The 17,249-nt window shown below is 56.7% G+C and carries 14 protein-coding genes and 1 riboswitch; of the genes, 5 read left to right on the top strand and 9 right to left on the bottom strand.

Translation table 11 applies throughout. The annotated features are described in order from the left end of the window. Positions 1-53: 53 nt before the first annotated feature. Entirely contained in the window at positions 54-617 is a 564-nt protein-coding gene (locus HC231_RS06490; protein WP_208230246.1) for a GNAT family N-acetyltransferase, read from the top strand. Between the two features lie 89 nt (positions 618-706). Here HC231_RS06490 and HC231_RS06495 read toward each other — a convergent pair whose 3' ends face one another. Next, complete coding sequence (locus HC231_RS06495; RefSeq protein WP_208230247.1) at positions 707-2,050, bottom strand: NCS2 family permease; 1,344 nt, start codon at positions 2,048-2,050, stop codon at positions 707-709. Positions 2,051-2,077: 27 nt separating this feature from the next. Then, the gene (locus HC231_RS06500) at positions 2,078-3,868 is read right to left on the bottom strand and encodes an adenine deaminase (RefSeq protein WP_208230248.1); all 1,791 of its coding nucleotides are present in this window, start codon (positions 3,866-3,868) and stop codon (positions 2,078-2,080) included. A 131-nt stretch (positions 3,869-3,999) separates the two neighbouring features. On the opposite strand from HC231_RS06500, the gene HC231_RS06505 reads away from it, so the two are divergent. From HC231_RS06505 to thiD, 3 genes are all read left to right on the top strand, one after another. Then, positions 4,000-4,938 (top strand): LysR family transcriptional regulator, encoded by a 939-nt coding sequence (locus tag HC231_RS06505; RefSeq protein ID WP_208230249.1) that lies wholly within the window; start codon positions 4,000-4,002, stop codon positions 4,936-4,938. A gap of 98 nt (positions 4,939-5,036) precedes the next feature. Beyond that, positions 5,037-5,132, top strand: a riboswitch (TPP riboswitch). Positions 5,133-5,172: 40 nt separating this feature from the next. Next, positions 5,173-5,967, top strand: coding sequence for a hydroxyethylthiazole kinase (thiM, locus tag HC231_RS06510; protein WP_208231241.1), 795 nt, complete (start codon positions 5,173-5,175; stop codon positions 5,965-5,967). After that, a complete protein-coding gene (thiD, locus tag HC231_RS06515; protein WP_208230250.1) occupies positions 5,964-6,770 on the top strand; it encodes a bifunctional hydroxymethylpyrimidine kinase/phosphomethylpyrimidine kinase in 807 nt (268 codons plus the stop codon). The genes thiM and thiD overlap by 4 nt, the downstream gene beginning before the upstream one ends. A 204-nt stretch (positions 6,771-6,974) precedes the next feature. Here the strand turns inward: thiD and fbaB are convergent, their stop codons facing one another. Next, the gene (fbaB, locus tag HC231_RS06520) at positions 6,975-8,024 is read right to left on the bottom strand and encodes a class I fructose-bisphosphate aldolase (protein WP_208230251.1); all 1,050 of its coding nucleotides are present in this window, start codon (positions 8,022-8,024) and stop codon (positions 6,975-6,977) included. A gap of 551 nt (positions 8,025-8,575) precedes the next feature. Between fbaB and psiE the strand changes: the two genes are divergently transcribed. Next, a complete protein-coding gene (psiE, locus tag HC231_RS06525) occupies positions 8,576-8,983 on the top strand; it encodes a phosphate-starvation-inducible protein PsiE (protein WP_208230252.1) in 408 nt (135 codons plus the stop codon). Between the two features lie 65 nt (positions 8,984-9,048). On the opposite strand, the gene yegS is transcribed toward psiE, so the two are convergent. From yegS to mdtD, 6 genes are all read right to left on the bottom strand, one after another. Then, a complete protein-coding gene (yegS, locus tag HC231_RS06530) occupies positions 9,049-9,948 on the bottom strand; it encodes a lipid kinase YegS (RefSeq protein WP_208230253.1) in 900 nt (299 codons plus the stop codon). A 597-nt stretch (positions 9,949-10,545) separates the two neighbouring features. Then, the gene (trhP, locus tag HC231_RS06535; RefSeq protein ID WP_208230254.1) at positions 10,546-11,910 is read right to left on the bottom strand and encodes a prephenate-dependent tRNA uridine(34) hydroxylase TrhP; all 1,365 of its coding nucleotides are present in this window, start codon (positions 11,908-11,910) and stop codon (positions 10,546-10,548) included. Between the two features lie 137 nt (positions 11,911-12,047). Then, complete coding sequence (locus HC231_RS06540; RefSeq protein WP_208230255.1) at positions 12,048-13,010, bottom strand: glutathione S-transferase family protein; 963 nt, start codon at positions 13,008-13,010, stop codon at positions 12,048-12,050. Positions 13,011-13,338: 328 nt separating this feature from the next. Next, entirely contained in the window at positions 13,339-14,058 is a 720-nt protein-coding gene (baeR, locus tag HC231_RS06545) for an envelope stress response regulator BaeR (RefSeq protein WP_208231242.1), read from the bottom strand. Positions 14,059-14,349: 291 nt separating this feature from the next. Further along, on the bottom strand, positions 14,350-15,732 hold the full coding sequence (gene baeS, locus HC231_RS06550) for an envelope stress sensor histidine kinase BaeS (protein ID WP_208230256.1): 1,383 nt from the start codon (positions 15,730-15,732) through the stop codon (positions 14,350-14,352). Positions 15,733-15,740: 8 nt separating this feature from the next. Next, on the bottom strand, positions 15,741-17,144 hold the full coding sequence (mdtD, locus tag HC231_RS06555) for an MFS transporter (protein ID WP_208230257.1): 1,404 nt from the start codon (positions 17,142-17,144) through the stop codon (positions 15,741-15,743). Between the last annotated feature and the right edge of the window lie 105 nt (positions 17,145-17,249).

A 17,249-nucleotide genomic window follows, 5' to 3' on the forward strand; every position in this document is an offset into this window, starting at 1 on the left:
TTTGCCTGCAAACTCAAGTCTCCTGATTTGCCACAGCGATAAGAGACAACAATTTGATTATTGATAATAAAGCATTTGAGAAAAATGGACTGACCTATGTCATTCGCTCCGCCATTGCCGCCGATGCGAAAGCGTTGTCTGCCTTAAGGCCGCAGATCGATGGCGAGACGCAGAATATGGATCGGCAGCGCGGCGAGGGTTTTATTGATGCTCCGGGCTTTGAACGGTTAATTCGGATGGATACGGCCAGTCCGGTGAATTTATTTTTGGTCGCCGTCGTCGATAAACGACTTGTCGGTTTTTCGCGCTGCGAAGGATCTAACCTCGCGCGGCTGGCGCATAAGGTCGAATTTGGCGTGTGCATGCTGAAGGATTTTTGGGGATACGGCATCGGGAAAAACTTACTACAAACATCTGTCGCCTGGGCTGACGCCTGCGGTATCAAAAAGATGGCGCTGAGCGCGTTGGAAACTAATGTCAAGGCGATTGAACTGTATAAAAAATTGGGTTTTGAGGTTGAGGGCATACTGAAAAACGACAAATTGCTTGCCGATGGAAAGTATTACAACACTATTGCGATGGGGCGCTGCCATGACATCGAAAGCGCGTTTCGTTGAGAGCGGCGGGGCGGATAACCGGGTTCTGAGCGCAAAGAAGGCCCGGTTTTCGCATAACGCCAACCGGGCCTTCCGCAATACGCCGTTTATTAGTGCTTAACCAATGTCGCGAAGTAGTAAACCAGCGGCACGGCCATAATCCACAATCCGATAGGAATTTCCCGCCACTTGCCGGCGATGGCCTTGATAAGAATGTAAAACAGCAGGCCGCCCGCAATCCCGGTGCCGAAGCTGTTGGCGATCAGCGTGATCATCACCATCATCAGCACCGGCAGCCCGTCGGTGAAATTGCCGAGATCGACTTTCCGTAATCCGCTGAACATATTCAGGCCAATCAGGATCAGCGCCGGCGCCGTAGCTTCTTTGGGGATCATCAGCGCGACGGGCGTGAATAATAGCATCAATAGAAACATGATTGCGGCGGCCAGCGCGGTCATGCCGCTTTTGCCCCCGGCTTCGGCGGCGGCGGAAGATTCAATCAGCGCCGTCGCCGCTGGAATGCCGACCCACGGCCCCAGCGCGGCGGCGATGGAATCCACCATAAACGGACGGTTGATCAGCGGCATGTTGCCTTCTTCGTCCAGCAGGCCCGCCTCGCCGCCCACCGCCAGCGTCGTGCCCATGGTTGAAAAAAACTCCGAGGCGAAAAAAACGAACAGGAACGGCAGGAAAGCAATATTCAGCGCGCCCAACATATCGATATGGCCGAGAACCGGGGCCAGCGAATGGGGCAGCGCGATGAAACTTTCCGGCAATTTCGTGACGCCGGCCGGTATGCCGACCAGCGTGGCAAACAGAATGGCCCACAGGATGGCGCCCGGTATGCGCCGCGCCTGTAGCGCAATCGCCAGAAACAGTCCGCATAGCGCCACCAGCGCGCCCGGCGAAAGGAAATTGCCCAGCATCAGCGCGCTGGTCTTGGCGTTGGCCAGCACCAGACCGGCGTTGCGAAAACCGAGTACCGCCACAAACAGGCCGATAGACGCGGTTAATCCCAGCTTAATGGATTGCGGAACGGAGCGCGTCACCACTTCGCGCAGGCCGAATTTCGTTAGCAGAAAGAATAAAATCCCGGACCAGCAGGCGATGCCGAGGCCAATTTGCCAGCCGATGCCTTCGCTTCCGGCCAGCGTCACGCCGACCAGCACCGAGCCGCCAATGCCCGGCCCGACGATAAACGGCAGGTTGGCGTAAAACGCCATCAGGAGCGTCCCGGCCACAAAGACCAGAATGGTGCCGGTGGTGGCGGCGCCTTTGTCTATGCCGCCGACGGCCAGCAATCCGGGGATCACCACCAGCAGGTAAGCGGCGGCAAGAAAGCCGGTGACGCCGGCCAGACATTCTGTTTTTGCCGTACTGCCGCGGGAGTACAACGCGAAACGGCGTTCTAACCAGCTCCCTGGCGCTGGCGTGTTAACGGTATTATCGGCCATTATCCGGCTCTCCTGTTGCTCTTCTATTTAGTGTTGTGGTTGGTCTGGAATTTCCCGCCAGTCGATAAGCGGGTCGATAATCTGTCGCGTGGCGCCGTCCGTCAGGCCAAGATCGGTCAGATGCGGGCCTGCGTTGCAGGCAAGGCAGGTTCCCTCAATGGCCTTAAACACGCGGTAGGGCGGCTCCCAGTCGGCGATATCGTTACTGCGTTCACGCAATTGACGAAACTGAGCGGCCAGCTCCGCCGCCGGCAGATCGGACAGCATACCGGCTATCGGCATCGCCACGTGCGCGATGATGTCGCCATTCCTGGCCAGCGCCATGCCGCCGCCGCTGTCGATCAGACGATTTGCCGCCAGCGCCATGTCAACAGGATCGCGCCCCAGAACCACCAGGTTATGCGAATCGTGCGAGTAGCTGGTGGCAATGGCGCCGCGCAGTTCGCCCCAGCCTTCCAGCAAGGCCATCTGCGGCTGCGCCGCGTGACGGCCGTGGCGATGCCGTACCCAGATCAGGCTGAAGCCGTCCGGCAATCGCACCTTGCCATCGCGCACTTCGACTTCTTTTTCTCCCCATTGGGTAAAGCGCGCCCCGCGGATATGCCGCAGGCGGGCAACGCCGTGGCGCAGCGTGGCGATGCGCATAATAAAATCATTATCCGTCACCGGCGCAAGACGCAGGGTATCGCGCGGAGGAAGTACGTTTTCCGGGCCGCTGATGCCGTTTAGCATGGCGCCGTTGTCGGCGGTAAGCTTGCCGGCGACGTAAACCCGCCGCGCCTGAAGTTTCTCCAGCGAGTCGAAAACCACCAGATCCGCGCGCCGGCCGGCGGCGATCAAACCAAGATCGTTGCGACGCAGCCGAATCGCCGCGTTCAGCGTGGCGAATCGCAGCGCATCCATCGCCGGCAAGCCGTGTTCAATCAGCAAGTTGAGCAGGGCGATAACGCCGCCTTTTTCCAACAGCATGTCGGGCGGAACATCATCGGTGCAGACGGTAATTTGCGACGACAGATGCGGCAGGGTTTTCAGCGCCGCGACGATATCAGGCAACAGATAGGGATGAGAACCGCGTATTTCGAGGGTTAACCCGGCGCGCAGCTTTTCCAGCGCGTCGTCGGCGGAAGTCAGTTCATGATCGGAAGTGACGCCCGCCGCCAGATAAGCCTGTAAATCTGCGCCGTGCAGACCGCGCGCATGGCCTTCAATCAGTTTACCGCTGGCAAGGCCGGCATGAAGAATTTCCATCATGCGTTCGCTGCCGTGTAGTACGCCGTGCATGTCCATCACTTCCGCCACGCCGGATACCTCAGGCCAGCCGAGCATGACCGCCATCTCTTCGCCGGCGAAGTCGGCGCCGGACATCTCCAGTCCGGGCGTGGAGGGCACGCTCGACGGCGCGGCGACCATCACCTGCAGCGGCAGGCCGCGGCTGGCGGCAACGGCATAGCGCACCCCTTCAACGCCCAGTACATTGGCCAGTTCATGCGGATCCCAAAACACCGCGGTGGTGCCTTGCGCCAGTACGATCTCGGCGTAGCGCGCCGGCGGCAGGTGCGAACTTTCAAGATGTACGTGGGTGTCCATCAAGCCGGGCGAGAGATACGCCTTCGCAAGATCGTGAATTTCCCCGGCGTCAGTGCGGCTGCCGCGCGGATGAACGCTGGCGATCAGTTCCCCGACAATCCCGACGTCCGCATCGCGGATCTCCCCGGTCGCCATATCGACAACCCTGGCCTGGGTCAGCAACAGATCGAAGGGGCATTCTCCCCTGGCGGCCAGTACCGCGCGTCGGCGCGTGTCTGCTGTAACGCTCATGAATAAATACTATCCGGCAAACAAATAATGACGATACTCTAGGCACGTAGCAAACGTTTGCCTAGCTGAATAAATTTATCGCCTGATAAGAAAGGGTTATCCTGAAGCAAATATCGACAGCGAACAGAACCATGACAGAACCCTGGCTGCGCCTGCCCGCGCTTTCTTTAAAACAGTTGCAGTATTTTGTGACGCTGGCGCAACTGCGTCACTTTACCGAAACCGCCAACCGTCTCGCCATCAGCCAGCCGGCGTTAAGCAGCGCGCTGCGGCAAATAGAAACGGTGCTTGGGGGCAAGCTGGTTAACCGCACGGCTTCATCCGTGACCCTGACGGAGCTTGGCGCGGCTATTCTGCCGCATGCGGAAAGGGTGCTCAGCGTCGCGCAGCGGTCATTTCAGGATATGCGGCGGATTGTCGAGGCCGGGGGCGACGGCACCGTGCGTATCGGTCTGGTTCCTTCCGTTAGCTCTCTGCTGTTTCCTGATATCCCGGCGAAGCTGGCGCAGCAGTTTCCGCGCCTGAAAGTGGAATTTCACGATCAAACCAATGACTCGCTTACCGCCCAATTGCTGAAAGGACAAATCGATTTTGGTATCGGCGCATTGGATAGCGCCGTTCCGCCGGAGTTAAAGGTGTTTTCCCTGCAGGAAGATCCCTTTGTCGCCGTCCTGCACCGCGATGACGTTCTGGCGCAGTCGGCGCATTTGCCGTGGAAACTGCTGACGGGACGCGATGTCGTGGTATTTTCCAAAGGCAATATCCAGCGGCTGGTCGCGGCGATGGCGGAGAGCAACCGGCTTACGCTGCGCACCCGCTATCAGGTCGATTACATCGAAACCCTGTATGGACTGGTGCGCTCGAAACTGGCGGTGGCCATCCTGCCGCAACTTTACACCACGCATTTACAGGACGCGGAGCTGACGGTGGTGCAATTACAGCAACCCGCGCTGACGCGAACCGTGGCGTTGATGCGCGGCCCTCAGCCTCTGCCGCATTTGATCGAATCCTGTTTTCAGCTTCTGCTGGCGACGCTGCGTCCAGGGGGAAATCAGCGTCCCGGCGTTTGATCGAACGCCGTTACTCCAGCCCTGCATTTACAACTCATTAGACGGGCAGTATTCTGTCTGAGGCGAGGCCGTATGCCTGCTGTAAAATCTGATGATTTTTCAACGACTCGGGGTGCCCTTCTTTGTGAAGGCTGAGAAATACCCGTTGACCTGAACTGGATAATGCCAGCGTAGGGAAGTCCCGGTATGCCAACCAACCGGTTACCGCCTTCTTAAACGCCGGTTGGGGGAATGATGAACACTCGACCTGTCGATTTACCGGCCGCCCATGCGGCGGCGTCGTTAACGCAATTCCATGCGTTGTCTCCTTTAGTGCACTGTCTGACCAACGATGTGGTGCAATCATTTACCGCTAACGTTTTACTGGCGCTCAATGCTTCGCCCGCGATGGTGGTGGATCCCGCCGAAGCCGCGCAGTTCAGCGCATTGGCCGATGCGCTGCTGATTAATGTCGGAACGCTGGAGCGCCATCGCGCCGACGCCATGCTGGCGGCGGTTAACGGCGCCAATCGCTCCGGTACGCCCTGGGTGCTCGATCCGGTTGCGGTCGGCGGGCTGACGTTTCGTACCGAATTCGCCCGTGAACTGCTGCAATTAAATCCGGCGGCCATTCGGGGAAACGCTTCCGAAATCATGGCGTTGTCCGGGCTGAGCGCGCAGGGGCGCGGCGTCGACAGCGCCAACGACTCGTTTACCGCGCTGCCCGCCGCGCGCGAATTGGCTCATCGTCTCTCTACGGTGGTCGCGGTGACGGGCGAAGTGGACTACGTAACGGACGGTTCCCGCGACTGGGCGATCAGCGGCGGGGATAAAATCATGACCCGCGTGGTGGGCACCGGTTGCGCGTTATCCGCGGTGGTCGCCGCTTTCTGCGCGCTGGAGGGCGACCGTTTGCAACATGTGGCGACGGCCTGTCGCGTTATGGCGCGGGCGGGAGAACAGGCCGCCATGCAGTCTCAGGGGCCGGGCGGCTTTATTCCGGCCTTTCTCGATCGGCTGTACTGTCTGCGCGGGGAGGATCTGTTATGAAACAACGTATTAATGCATTAACCATCGCCGGCACCGACCCCAGCGGCGGGGCGGGGATCCAGGCCGATTTAAAAACGTTCTCCGCGCTGGAGGCGTACGGCGCGTCGGTGATCACCGCGCTGGTGGCGCAGAATACCCGCGGCGTGCAGTCTGTTTACCGGATTGAACCGGCGTTCGTGGCGGCCCAGTTGGATTCCGTGCTGAGCGACGTGCGTATCGACAGCGCCAAGATCGGCATGCTGGCGCAGGCGGATATCGTCGACGTGGTGGCGGAGCGTCTGCGTCACTACGCCGTACCTTATGTGGTGCTGGATACGGTCATGCTGGCAAAAAGCGGCGATCCGCTGTTATCGCCCGACGCGGTGGAGTCGATTCGGCGGTTGCTGTTGCCTAATGTCTCCCTGATTACCCCTAACTTACCGGAAGCGGCTGCCCTGCTTGACTGTCCGCCGGCCGGCAATGAGCGGGAGATGCGCGCTCAGGGGCAGGAACTGCTGGGTATGGGCTGTCAGGCGGTATTGATGAAAGGCGGACATTTAAGCGAGGATGAAAGCCCGGACTGGCTGTTCCTTCAGGGACAGGCGCCGCAGCGCTTCACCTCTCCGCGCGTCGATACCCGCCATACGCATGGCACCGGCTGCACGCTCTCCGCGGCGCTGGCGGCCCTGCGGCCGCGTTATGCTGATTGGCCGGCGACGGTCGCGGCGGCGAAAAATTATCTGCAACAGGCGCTTGAGCAGGCCGATACGCTGGAAGTCGGGCAGGGGATTGGCCCGGTGCACCATTTTCATGCCTGGTGGTAAGTTCGGGGGAAGAGCGCGCGGCGTTAACCTGATGCGGCTCACTAGGGGCAACACGGCGGAGAGGTTTTCGCAGGAAGCCGCGCGCCGGGGCCGCTAAAGATAACTCGATCCTTAAGCGCGCGGTATTACGGCGCAAGCCTGAATTTTATCGTACGGGATTGCCCGGCAGCGGCAAAATCCGCCGGCCGGACAATCCCTGACGGATTACGCGATGGTTATACTTTTATCAAGATAGGTATCCTGCACGGCGTTGATCAGCGCCACGCCTTCTTTCATTGATTTTTTGAATGCCTTGCGGCCGAGAATCAGGCCCATGCCGCCGGCGCGCTTATTGATCACCGCGGTACGCACGGATTCCTGTAGATCGTTATTGCCGGCGGCGCCGCCGGAGTTAATGAGCCCGGCGCGGCCCATATAGCAGTTGGCCAACTGGTAACGAACCAGATCGATCGGGTGATCGGTGGTCAGTTTGTCGTAGACGCGATCGTCGGTATAGCCGAATTTGATGGCGCGGTAGCCGCCGTTGTTTTCCGCCATTTTCTGCTTCACGATATCGGCGCCGATGGTGGCGGCAATGTGGTTGGCCTGGCCGGTGAGATCGGCGCTGGAATGGTAGTCTACGCCGTCTTTTTTGAAGGCCGGATTGCGCAGATAGGCCCACAGCACGGTGACCATGCCCAACTCGTGAGCGCGTTCGAATGCGCTGGAGATCTCTTCAATCTGGCGGCGCGACTGCTCAGAGCCAAAATAAATGGTGGCGCCCACGGCGACTGCCCCCAGATTGAACGCCTGCTCAACGCTGGCGTACAGCGTTTGGTCGTACTGGGTCGGATAGCTCAGGGTTTCGTTGTGGTTGAGCTTGACCAGAAACGGGATTTTGTGCGCGTAGCGGCGCGAAACCGCGGCCAGTACGCCATAGGTGGACGCCACGCAGTTACAGCCTGCCTCGATCGCCAGTTCAACGATATTTTTAGGATCGAAATAGAGCGGATTGGCGGCGAAAGACGCGCCGGCGGAGTGCTCGACCCCCTGATCGACCGGTAAGATTGACAGATAGCCGGTGCCGGCCAGTCGGCCGTGGTTGAACAGCGTCTGCATTGAACGCAGTACGCTGTTGGGGCGGTTGTTATCGATCATCACCCGATCGACAAAGTCGGCGCCCGGCAGGTAGAGGTTTTCAACAGGGATTGTGGTACAGCGGTGTTGCAGTAGATCTTCCGCTTCCTCACCTAATAACTGTGCAATATCAGTCATGATTAGCTCCTGGTTTGGCTTTTCCTTATCGCCGTCTCAGGTAATTTCGCTTGTTATTCTGAGGTGGTAGCCTTTACGACCTCTATCTGCCCCAGGATGACAGGTGAAAAATGGTCACGGCGTTAATGAAAAGCGATGATTTGATTGAAGTCGTTAAGGCAGGATGAATGAAATCCTGACGATCACAGAAGAAACAATAGATGCGATCGCCGATAAATGCCATTTTGTGCCGCAAATTAACCGCGTTTTGTGAGCGCCTCCGGGGTTGTTCCGTCTGCGGGGGGCGATGCGGCGGAACGCTTTGCCTGGCGAGGGGAAAAATGAAATATCGGAATCTGCGGTTGACGCAACCGCGGCGCGGCGTTGTTATCGCCGGCGGCGGGTGAAGTGTCAACGCCGCCGGCTCGCGAAATGAAGGGCCGGCTGTTCGGGAATATGTTGTCGCGGGTAATTTTGCTTACAAATAAGCAGGTTGTCTCCCTGATGATGGATAAGGGTGGTAACCTGTAAACGCTAAGGCGACAGATTTAATTGGATGTGAGGGAATAAGTATGGCGGCTTCAACGCGCAGCATTATGGTTTCAAAAGGACTTCAGACGATACTCAATATTGGATTGCTGATATTGGCTATTATTCTGGTGATTTTTCTGGGGAAAGAGACCTACCATTTAGCGCAGGTATTGCTGATTACCAATGAGAAGGATTCATCCTATCAATTGATTGAAAGTATTGTAATTTACTTTCTGTATTTTGAGTTTATCGCCTTGATCGTGAAGTATTTTCAGTCGGGATATCATTTCCCGTTACGTTATTTCGTTTATATCGGCATCACGGCGATTATCCGGCTGATTATCGTCGATCATAAAAATCCGCTTGATACGCTGATTTACGCCGCCGCCATTCTGTTGCTGGTGATTACGCTGTATCTGGCGAACAGCAACCGCCTGAAGCGCGAATAATCTCCCGGCAGCCCCAGCCCGGCCATTCGCCGGGCGCATCGCATATCCGGCGATGGGTTGCCGGATCATCCCAGTAATGGGCACTGCGGCGGCAGACGGCAATAAATGGCAGCCGGAACCACTTCAATCAGAAACCGTTTGGCTTTAAACGGTTCGCCATCCAGATTAAACGTCATGTCATTCGGCGCGGTAATTTCCAACCAGGGCAGGGCGGCTGAAATCATGTTGGGATTTTCGGTGCCGGTAAACCAGGCTTGCAACATATTGGGCAGCAGCTCTTGCGCCGACAGGATGCTAAGATCCAGCAGACCGTCGTTTACCAGCGCATCCGGGCAAAGGCGCTGACCGCCGCCGGCCTGACGGCCATTGCCGATCGCAACAACCCAGGTATCCCCTGACCAGTCAAAATCCGGGCCGCGGATTTCACAGCGTTCGGATTGCAGCATATCCATGCGCAGCAGCGCGTTTAAAACATAGGATGCGCCGCCCAGCGCCGCTTTCATTTTCGCCGGAGTTTCCGTGGTAATACGGGTGGCGAATCCGCCCGTCGCCATGTTGATGAAGTAGTGTTCATCATTCACTTTGGCTAAATCGATAGCGGTTGCCCGTCCCTTGATCGCCAGCGCCAAAGCGTTATGCAGGTCGATGGGGATCTGGCAGCCGGTGGCGAAGTCATTGGCGGTTCCCAGCGGGATGATCCCCATACAGGGACGAACCGCTTCGGGCTGTTCCGCCAGCGCGCCGGCGACTTCGTTGATCGTGCCGTCCCCTCCGGCGGCGATGACGTTATCGACGTTCAGTCGTACCGCTTCTTTCACGTAACGGCGTGCATCGCCAGACTCCCAGGTCACTCTGACATGCAGTACATTTCCATCCTTGCGCCACTCTCCAATGGCCTGACGGAGCTGATCATTATCGGTGTTTTTTCCATTCAGAATGAGCAGCGTAGCAGGGGTTTGATCCATGGAGTTCTCCCAATTAGGTGTTTCAAATTTAATAGGCCTTAATGGCAGACCCGCGACGACAGGGGAGAGATATTGGCTTCCTCTCGGAAAATAACAAGTTTTATCAACAATCTGTTACATGTCGTAGGGGGAATGCACTCTAATAATACTCAGTAAATACAATTAGTCAGTAAAAACAGGGATTGAAATCAGAAGATTCGGCGAATGGCCGCGGCTGGCACATGAGCGGAGGGTTATGGGCGGATCGCAATCGGGGCGCGTTGAAAAAAGAAAAAGCCAGCTCAAGGGAGATTGAGCTGGCCAAGGAGGTGGTTCCTAGTAGTATCACTACGCTTATTTTTCGTTCTACATTTTCTCAGCCACACAATACTAACTTTAAGGCGCAGTCATTGATGTGATCTGATTCTAATATTTGTCTAAAGACACCAATCTTTGTGTCTGTATCCGGCATTTTCCAGCCGCTGGCCCTAGCCTCGTAGCCTAATGCCGCCCGCTTAAGTTTGATCTTTAAGAGAAACGCGACGATGAAATTGCCTCTCTTCGCGCTTGCTCTGTTATCTCGCTCCTTAAACGTTCGGCATTAATGTCTAACCGGGATTAGGCCGCGTTTGGATTTCGGGTGGTGGCGGCGTTCGGCAGATTGCGCAATAACAGCGCATATTCCAGCTCGATATCTTCCGGCACCGGCAAATAGACGATATGCCCGTTGCCTGGCGCGACATCCGCCGCTTGCCCTTTGGCGTTTTGCATCGCTTCGATGGTGAATTGAACATTGCCTTTGGGCGTCATCATTTCCACGCTGTCGCCGCAGGAGAATTTGTTTTTCACCGCGACTTCCGCCAGTCCGTCGCGCCGCGCGCCGGTGAATTCGCCGACGAACTGCTGACGGTCGGACACGGAATAGCCGTAGTCGTAGTTCTGATAATCCTCATGCACATGGCGACGCAGGAAACCTTCGGTATAACCGCGGTGGGCCAACCCTTCCAGCGTTTCCAGCAGGGTCGGGTCAAAGGGCTTACCGGCGGCGGCGTCGTCAATGGCGCGGCGGTAGACCTGCGCGGTGCGCGCGCAGTAGTAGAATGACTTGGTGCGGCCCTCAATCTTCAGCGAATGAATCTGCATCTGCGTCAGACGTTCCACGTGCTGAATGGCGCGCAGATCGCGCGAGTTCATGATGTAAGTGCCGTGTTCGTCTTCGAAGGCGCTCATGTATTCGCCGGGCCGCTGGCTCTCTTCCAGCATAAAGACCTTATCGGTCGGCGCGCCGATGCCCAGCGTAGGCTCAACGTTTTTCACCGCGATAGGCTCATGCAGATGAACGATATTGCCGGCTTCGTCTTCTTTCCCTTCCTGTACCTTGTATTCCCAGCGGCAAGCGTTGGTGCAGGTTCCCTGATTGGGATCGCGTTTGTTGATGTAGCCGGACAGCAGGCAACGGCCGGAATATGCCATGCAGAGCGCGCCGTGCACGAAGATCTCCAGTTCCATATCCGGCACTTTGCTGCGGATTTCGGCAATCTCTTCCAGCGATAGCTCGCGGGACAGAATGACGCGGCTCAGCCCCATCTGTTGCCAGAACTTCACCGTCGCCCAGTTAACCGCGTTAGCCTGAACGGAAAGGTGGATCGGCATCTGCGGGAAGTTTTCCCGTACCAGCATGATCAGCCCCGGATCGGACATAATCAGCGCATCCGGCCCCATGTCTATCACCGGTTGCAGGTCGCGCAGGAAGGTTTTCAGCTTGGCGTTATGCGGCGCGATATTGACCACCACATAGAATTTTTTACCCAGCTCATGCGCTTCATTGATGGCCTGCGCCAGCGTCTGATGGTTGAATTCGTTGTTGCGCACCCGCAGGCTGTAGCGTGGTTGGCCGGCATAAATAGCGTCTGCGCCATAGGCGAAGGCGTAACGCATATTTTTCAGCGTTCCGGCCGGAGAAAGCAGTTCCGGTTTAAACATGATGTCTCTCGATTCTGATTACAAGTCAGGCTGCTCCCGATGGGAGCAGTAAAGGCGGGGAATTCTAACGCTAATGAATGAAAAATGCAGCAGACGGCCCACAAAAAGTAGGCCTATTGCCGGCGTGATTGAACTAATCAGCGTTTGAGCGCTACGCGGGAAGCGCCAAGCCGTTTGCGATCGTGCGGCCGTTCGAAATCCGCCGCCGGACCTAATGGCACGATACCGGTAGGGTTCAGCCATCGGATGCCATAATAACCGGCCTTAATATGCCCGATATTGACGGTCTCTTTCACGCCGGGCCATTGATACAGTTCGCGCAGGTAGTTCGAAAGATTGGGGTAATCTTCGATACGGCGGAGATTGCACTTGAACGCGCCATGATAGGCGACGTCAAAACGCACCAGCGTCACGAACAGACGCCAGTCGGCTTCGGTCAGCGTATCGCCGGCGATGTAACGGTGCGACGCCAGATGCGCCTCTACCTTATCCAGCGTGGAAAACAGGGTGGTGGCCGCCTGGTTGTAGCTCTCCTGCGTTTTGGCGAAGCCGGTTTTATAGACGCCGTTGTTGATGCCGTGATAAATGATTTCGTTCCAACCGTCGATGTCGCCGCGCAGCGCGGGCGGATAGAAATCGAGGTCGTTGCCGGTCAGCTGGTCAAAGCCGCTGTTCAGGATACGGATAATGTCCGCCGATTCATTGTTGACGATGCGCCCTTCCTGGCGATCCCATAAAACGGGCACCGACACTTTCCCGGTGTAGTGTTTATCGGTTGCGGTGTACAACTGATGAAGGAAACGAATAGGGCCAACCCGCTCGCCCGCCTCCTGCGGCGCGCTGAATTCCCAGCCGTTGTCCCCGATGCATGGTTCCGCGATGGAAAGTTTGATGACGTTCTCCAGCCCTTTCAGCTTACGGAAGAGCAGGGTGCGAGAAGCCCATGGACAGAGGTAGGAGACAAAAAGTTGATAACGGCCGGATTGCGCGACAATTTCGGTTTGGCGGAATGTCGTTTCCTGCCGATGAAATGCGCCGTTTTTAATTTCTTCGGCCGCGACGTCGCCGCTAACCCATTTTCCATCCACTAAGCCTGACATTACGCCTCTCTGTTAAATCTGATAATTATTGCCATGCGATAAAGCCTATCAGCCTGAGATAAAGAAAAAATGATAAATATTTCACTAAGTCGGACAGATTTTTTGACCGGCGGTGAAGGTTGGGGATTACCGCCGTTTACTGATCGGTGACGCGCCGTCTTCTCCACGCTGAAGCCAGCAGTCCGTACAGCGCGGAGTCTGAATCGTGGTTGTCGCGGAAAATAACGCTATAACCCTTATCCCTTTAATCGTAAGTTATCGGTTTTTTAGCGCCGCCGGGGCTGAAAATAATCGGTCTATTGCGACAGCGCAGGCCGCCAGAGAAGGTCTACACCAGCTCGCAGGGGGCGGCTTCCCAGCGGTATCCCATACCGTAAACCGTGCGAATGAAAGAGGTGTCCCCGTCAATTTGCTCCAGCTTGCGGCGCAAATTTTTGATATGGCTGTCGATGGTGCGATCGGTGACGACGCGGTAGTCGTCATAAAGTTTATCCAGCAGCTCTTCGCGCGAGAAGACTTTGCCCGGTTCGGTGGACAGCGTTTTGAGCAGACGGAGTTCTGCGGGCGTCAGGTCAAGATTCTGCCCCTGATAGCTGGCCTGAAAACTGCTTTTATCAATCAGCAGGGCGGATTTGTCCGCCGGTTTTTTGATTTCCGACTGCCAGCCGCAGCGGCGCAGCAAGGTTCTTACCCGCACCACCACTTCCCGCGGGCTGAATGGCTTACAGATATAATCGTCCGCGCCGATTTCCAGCCCCAGCAGACGATCGATCTCTTCGCTGCGGGCGGTGACCATAATGATGGGAACGTTGGAAAACTGGCGGATGGTGCGGCACAGCGTCAGACCGTCGACGCCCGGCAGCATCAAATCCAGCAGGATCAGCGCCGGCGGGTTTTGCTTGACCCAGTCGAGCACTTCGTTGCCGTTGTTTATCCAGTGCGTCTGATAATCCGCGGCCTGTAGATAATCAATCAACAACTGCCCCAGCTTGGGTTCATCTTCAACGATCAGCACCGGTAAAGGATTAGCGCAAATAGGTTCTGTCATCATTATTTCAGTTCTGTCATGGAAGGTTTCTATACCCGTCATACTTCAAGTTGCATGTGCGTTGGCTGCGCTACTCGGTTCTTCCCTGGACCTCGCCCCGTTGGGGCCGCCGCACGCGGCGTTCAAATCTGCTTCAGGCAGATTTGTCAGTCACCCGAATCACTTACTTGAGTAAGCTCATCGGGATTGATGAGAGACATCCTGTCTCTCACCGAAGGCCAGCCGCTGGCTGGTCAAATTCGTTCCCGACGAATTTGTCCTTCGATTGCCGTCTTCCTGCAACTCGAATATTTAGGGTATATCTGGCGAATAATATAAGGGAAGCTCGACGGTAATCAGCAGGCCGCCCAACGGAGAATGCTCAGCATACAGTCGTCCGCCATGCGCCTCAACGATATTGTTACAGATAGCCAGCCCTAGTCCGGAACCGCCGCTGGCGCGGTTACGCGAGTTTTCCGCCCGGTAAAAACGTTCAAATATCAGCGTAAGTTGCTCGTCGGTCACCCCAGGGGCGCTGTCCTGCCAGGTGATCGCCAGCAGTTTCTGGCGAGGGACGGCCCGTACTTCCAGTCTACCCTGTTCGTCCGTATAACGCAGGCTGTTTTCCAGCAGGTTGTTAAACAGCTGGATTAAGCGATCCGGATCGCCAAACGTGCTGGCTTGGGCGGGGAAATCTACCGTCAGCGTGATGTGTTTTTTCTGGAAGCGCTCGTTAAAGGCCGCGATGGCGATGTGCAACAGCTGTACGACATCCACGGCGCTCTTGCGATAGGTCAGCGTTCCCCGATCGGACAAAGAGAGTTGGTGAAGGTCGTCCACCAGCTTGGTTAAGGTCGTCACTTCCGCCTGTAACGAATGCAACGAACCGGCATCGGGTTGACGAACGCCATCCTGTAGCGCTTCCAGCTCGCCGCGCAATACCGCCAGCGGCGTGCGCAGTTCATGGGAGATATCCGCCATGAACGCGCGGCGGGAGTGCTCGTTTTTTTCCAGCGCGCCGGCGAGCTGGTTGAAATCCTGCGCCAGCCGGCCCAATTCGTCGTGCGAGGTCGCGGTGACGCGGGCGCTGAAATCACCCGCCGCCAGACGGTGTATGCCGTTGACCAGCCGTTTGACCGGCGCCAACAGGCCGCGGGCGGTCAGCCAGGTGGCGAGGATCGCCAGCAGAGTGGAGAGCGCCACGATAAGCCAGCTGGTTCGCTGCTGTTGCCGGTCAAAATTGATATCGGCATTACGCGTCAGGCGTTCGACGGGGGGCGCGACGACCCAGCCGACCGTTTGGTTTTGAACGTCGATCGCCCGCCATATCCCTTCCGCCGGAAGCGACTGCGGGGGGCCGAACAATATTTTTTTGCCGGCATCCAGTACCCAGAGCCGAACGCGCCAGCCTTGCAGAGCGTTGTTGACGCCGTCTTCATTATTCTGCTCCATCGAATGCAGTATCTTGGAGACGAAACGTTCGTTGTTGCGTAAAAATGACCAGTCGCCGTGCTGCTGGTACTGTTCCGCCAGCGTATCGCGTAACTGCACCACCCGCTGTTCGTTGCCGCGTTTAATGTAGTCGGTGAATCCGCGTTCAAAACTGATGCGGACGCCCCAATGCATGGTAATCAGCACCAGCATGCAGGTGGCGAAAATAGCGAGGAACAGTTTAGCGGTAATGCCGAATTTCATGGCGGGCCTCACGACCGACGGGGCAGCGTCGACTGTTTAACGGTATCTGGCGGCACGCGGTTAAAGATTAACGCGGGCAAAGCAATAATCACCGCCATGCTGAGATAGGTATAAAGGAATACGCTGTGTTTTTCCGCGGCGTCCGTCATCAGATGGTGCTGGGAAAAAATGCCCAACAGTAACCCCGCAATGCTGACGCCCAGACTCATGGAAAGCTGCATCGTCATTGACAGCAGACTGTTGCCGCCGCTGGCGAGGGTATCGGGCAGATCTTTCAGCGTCAGCGTATTCATGGTGGAAAAACGGATGGCGTTCATTGAACCGAGGAAAAACAGCACGATAGGGATCAGCCAGACCCAATTCATCATCGCCACCAGCGCGAATAGCAGGGTAACGAGGGCCAGCAGCAGCGTTGAGGTTATCAGCACCCGACGGTAGCCGAAGCGGTTAACAATGCGCACGACTATCCGCTTGATCCCCATATTGCCCAGCACCATGGGGATCATCATAAGCCCGGCGTGAAAGGGCGAAAATCCCATGCCTAACTGTAGAAACAGCGGCGTCATAAAAGGCAGCATGCCGTTGCCGATGCGCGCCAGAAAACCGCCGGTCAGCCCGACTGAAAAGGTCGGGGTATTGAACAAATTCAAATTAAACAGCGCACGGCTATTATTGCGGGCATGGAGCCAATAGCTCAGCAGAGAAATCAGCCCGGCGGCGATCAGCGCGAAAATCACAATGGGCGGGATGCCGAGATTGTTGTGCCCGTCCAGCGCCAGCGTCAGGGTCGCCATACCCGCGGCGAGCCACAAAAAGCCGCGAATATCGAAACGCTGGGTCTGCATGGTGTAATTAGGCATGATCAACCAGGTGGCTATCGCTCCGGCGATGCCAACCGGCAGATTGATAAGGAAAATCCAGTGCCAACTGGCGTACTCGACCAGAAAGCCGCCAAGCGCCGGCCCCATCAACGGGCCGATCTGGCCCGGCAGCGTCACGAACGTCATGGCGGCCATATACTGATCGCGCGGCACGATTTTCATTACCGTCAGCCGCCCTACCGGCACCATCATGGCGCCGCCGACCCCTTGCACCACCCGCGAGAGCACCAGTTCATTCAGGGTTTCCGCGCGCGCGCACAGCAGCGAGCCAAAGGTGAACAGCAGGATAGCGGAGAAGAATATGTTTTTGACGCCGATGCGGTCCGCCAGCCAGCCGCTGGCGGGCAGCATAATGGCGACCGTTAATACATAGGAGACAATTACGGAGTGCATATGCAGCGGGTTTTCGTTCAGACTGACCGCCATTGAAGGCAGCGCGGTATTCACGATAGTGGTATCCAGCGTCTGCATAAAAAAGCCAAAAGCGACAATCCATAGTTGCCAGCGAACGGAAGCGGACTGAGTCGGCATTATTCAGGATGCTCCTGATTGGGGATCTAACAGAAAAACATTGCAACTTTCGCGCACCAAACTTTCCTCTGTGTGACATGTTTCCTTTATGAAGGCTGACGATGA

The sequence above is a fragment of the Brenneria izadpanahii genome, assembly GCF_017569925.1.
Lineage (GTDB): Bacteria > Pseudomonadota > Gammaproteobacteria > Enterobacterales > Enterobacteriaceae > Brenneria > Brenneria izadpanahii.

Excerpts from the sequence above, each read along its gene's own strand:
- HC231_RS06495 (WP_208230247.1), bottom strand. The coding sequence starts at position 2,050 with ATGGCCGATAATACCGTTAACACGCCAGCGCCAGGGAGCTGGTTAGAA.
- HC231_RS06500 (WP_208230248.1), bottom strand. The coding sequence starts at position 3,868 with ATGAGCGTTACAGCAGACACGCGCCGACGCGCGGTACTGGCCGCCAGG.
- HC231_RS06505 (WP_208230249.1), top strand. The coding sequence starts at position 4,000 with ATGACAGAACCCTGGCTGCGCCTGCCCGCGCTTTCTTTAAAACAGTTG.
- thiM (WP_208231241.1), top strand. The coding sequence starts at position 5,173 with ATGAACACTCGACCTGTCGATTTACCGGCCGCCCATGCGGCGGCGTCG.
- thiD (WP_208230250.1), top strand. The coding sequence starts at position 5,964 with ATGAAACAACGTATTAATGCATTAACCATCGCCGGCACCGACCCCAGC.
- fbaB (WP_208230251.1), bottom strand. The coding sequence starts at position 8,024 with ATGACTGATATTGCACAGTTATTAGGTGAGGAAGCGGAAGATCTACTG.
- psiE (WP_208230252.1), top strand. The coding sequence starts at position 8,576 with ATGGCGGCTTCAACGCGCAGCATTATGGTTTCAAAAGGACTTCAGACG.
- yegS (WP_208230253.1), bottom strand. The coding sequence starts at position 9,948 with ATGGATCAAACCCCTGCTACGCTGCTCATTCTGAATGGAAAAAACACC.
- trhP (WP_208230254.1), bottom strand. The coding sequence starts at position 11,910 with ATGTTTAAACCGGAACTGCTTTCTCCGGCCGGAACGCTGAAAAATATG.
- HC231_RS06540 (WP_208230255.1), bottom strand. The coding sequence starts at position 13,010 with ATGTCAGGCTTAGTGGATGGAAAATGGGTTAGCGGCGACGTCGCGGCC.
- baeR (WP_208231242.1), bottom strand. The coding sequence starts at position 14,058 with ATGACAGAACCTATTTGCGCTAATCCTTTACCGGTGCTGATCGTTGAA.
- baeS (WP_208230256.1), bottom strand. The coding sequence starts at position 15,732 with ATGAAATTCGGCATTACCGCTAAACTGTTCCTCGCTATTTTCGCCACC.
- mdtD (WP_208230257.1), bottom strand. The coding sequence starts at position 17,144 with ATGCCGACTCAGTCCGCTTCCGTTCGCTGGCAACTATGGATTGTCGCT.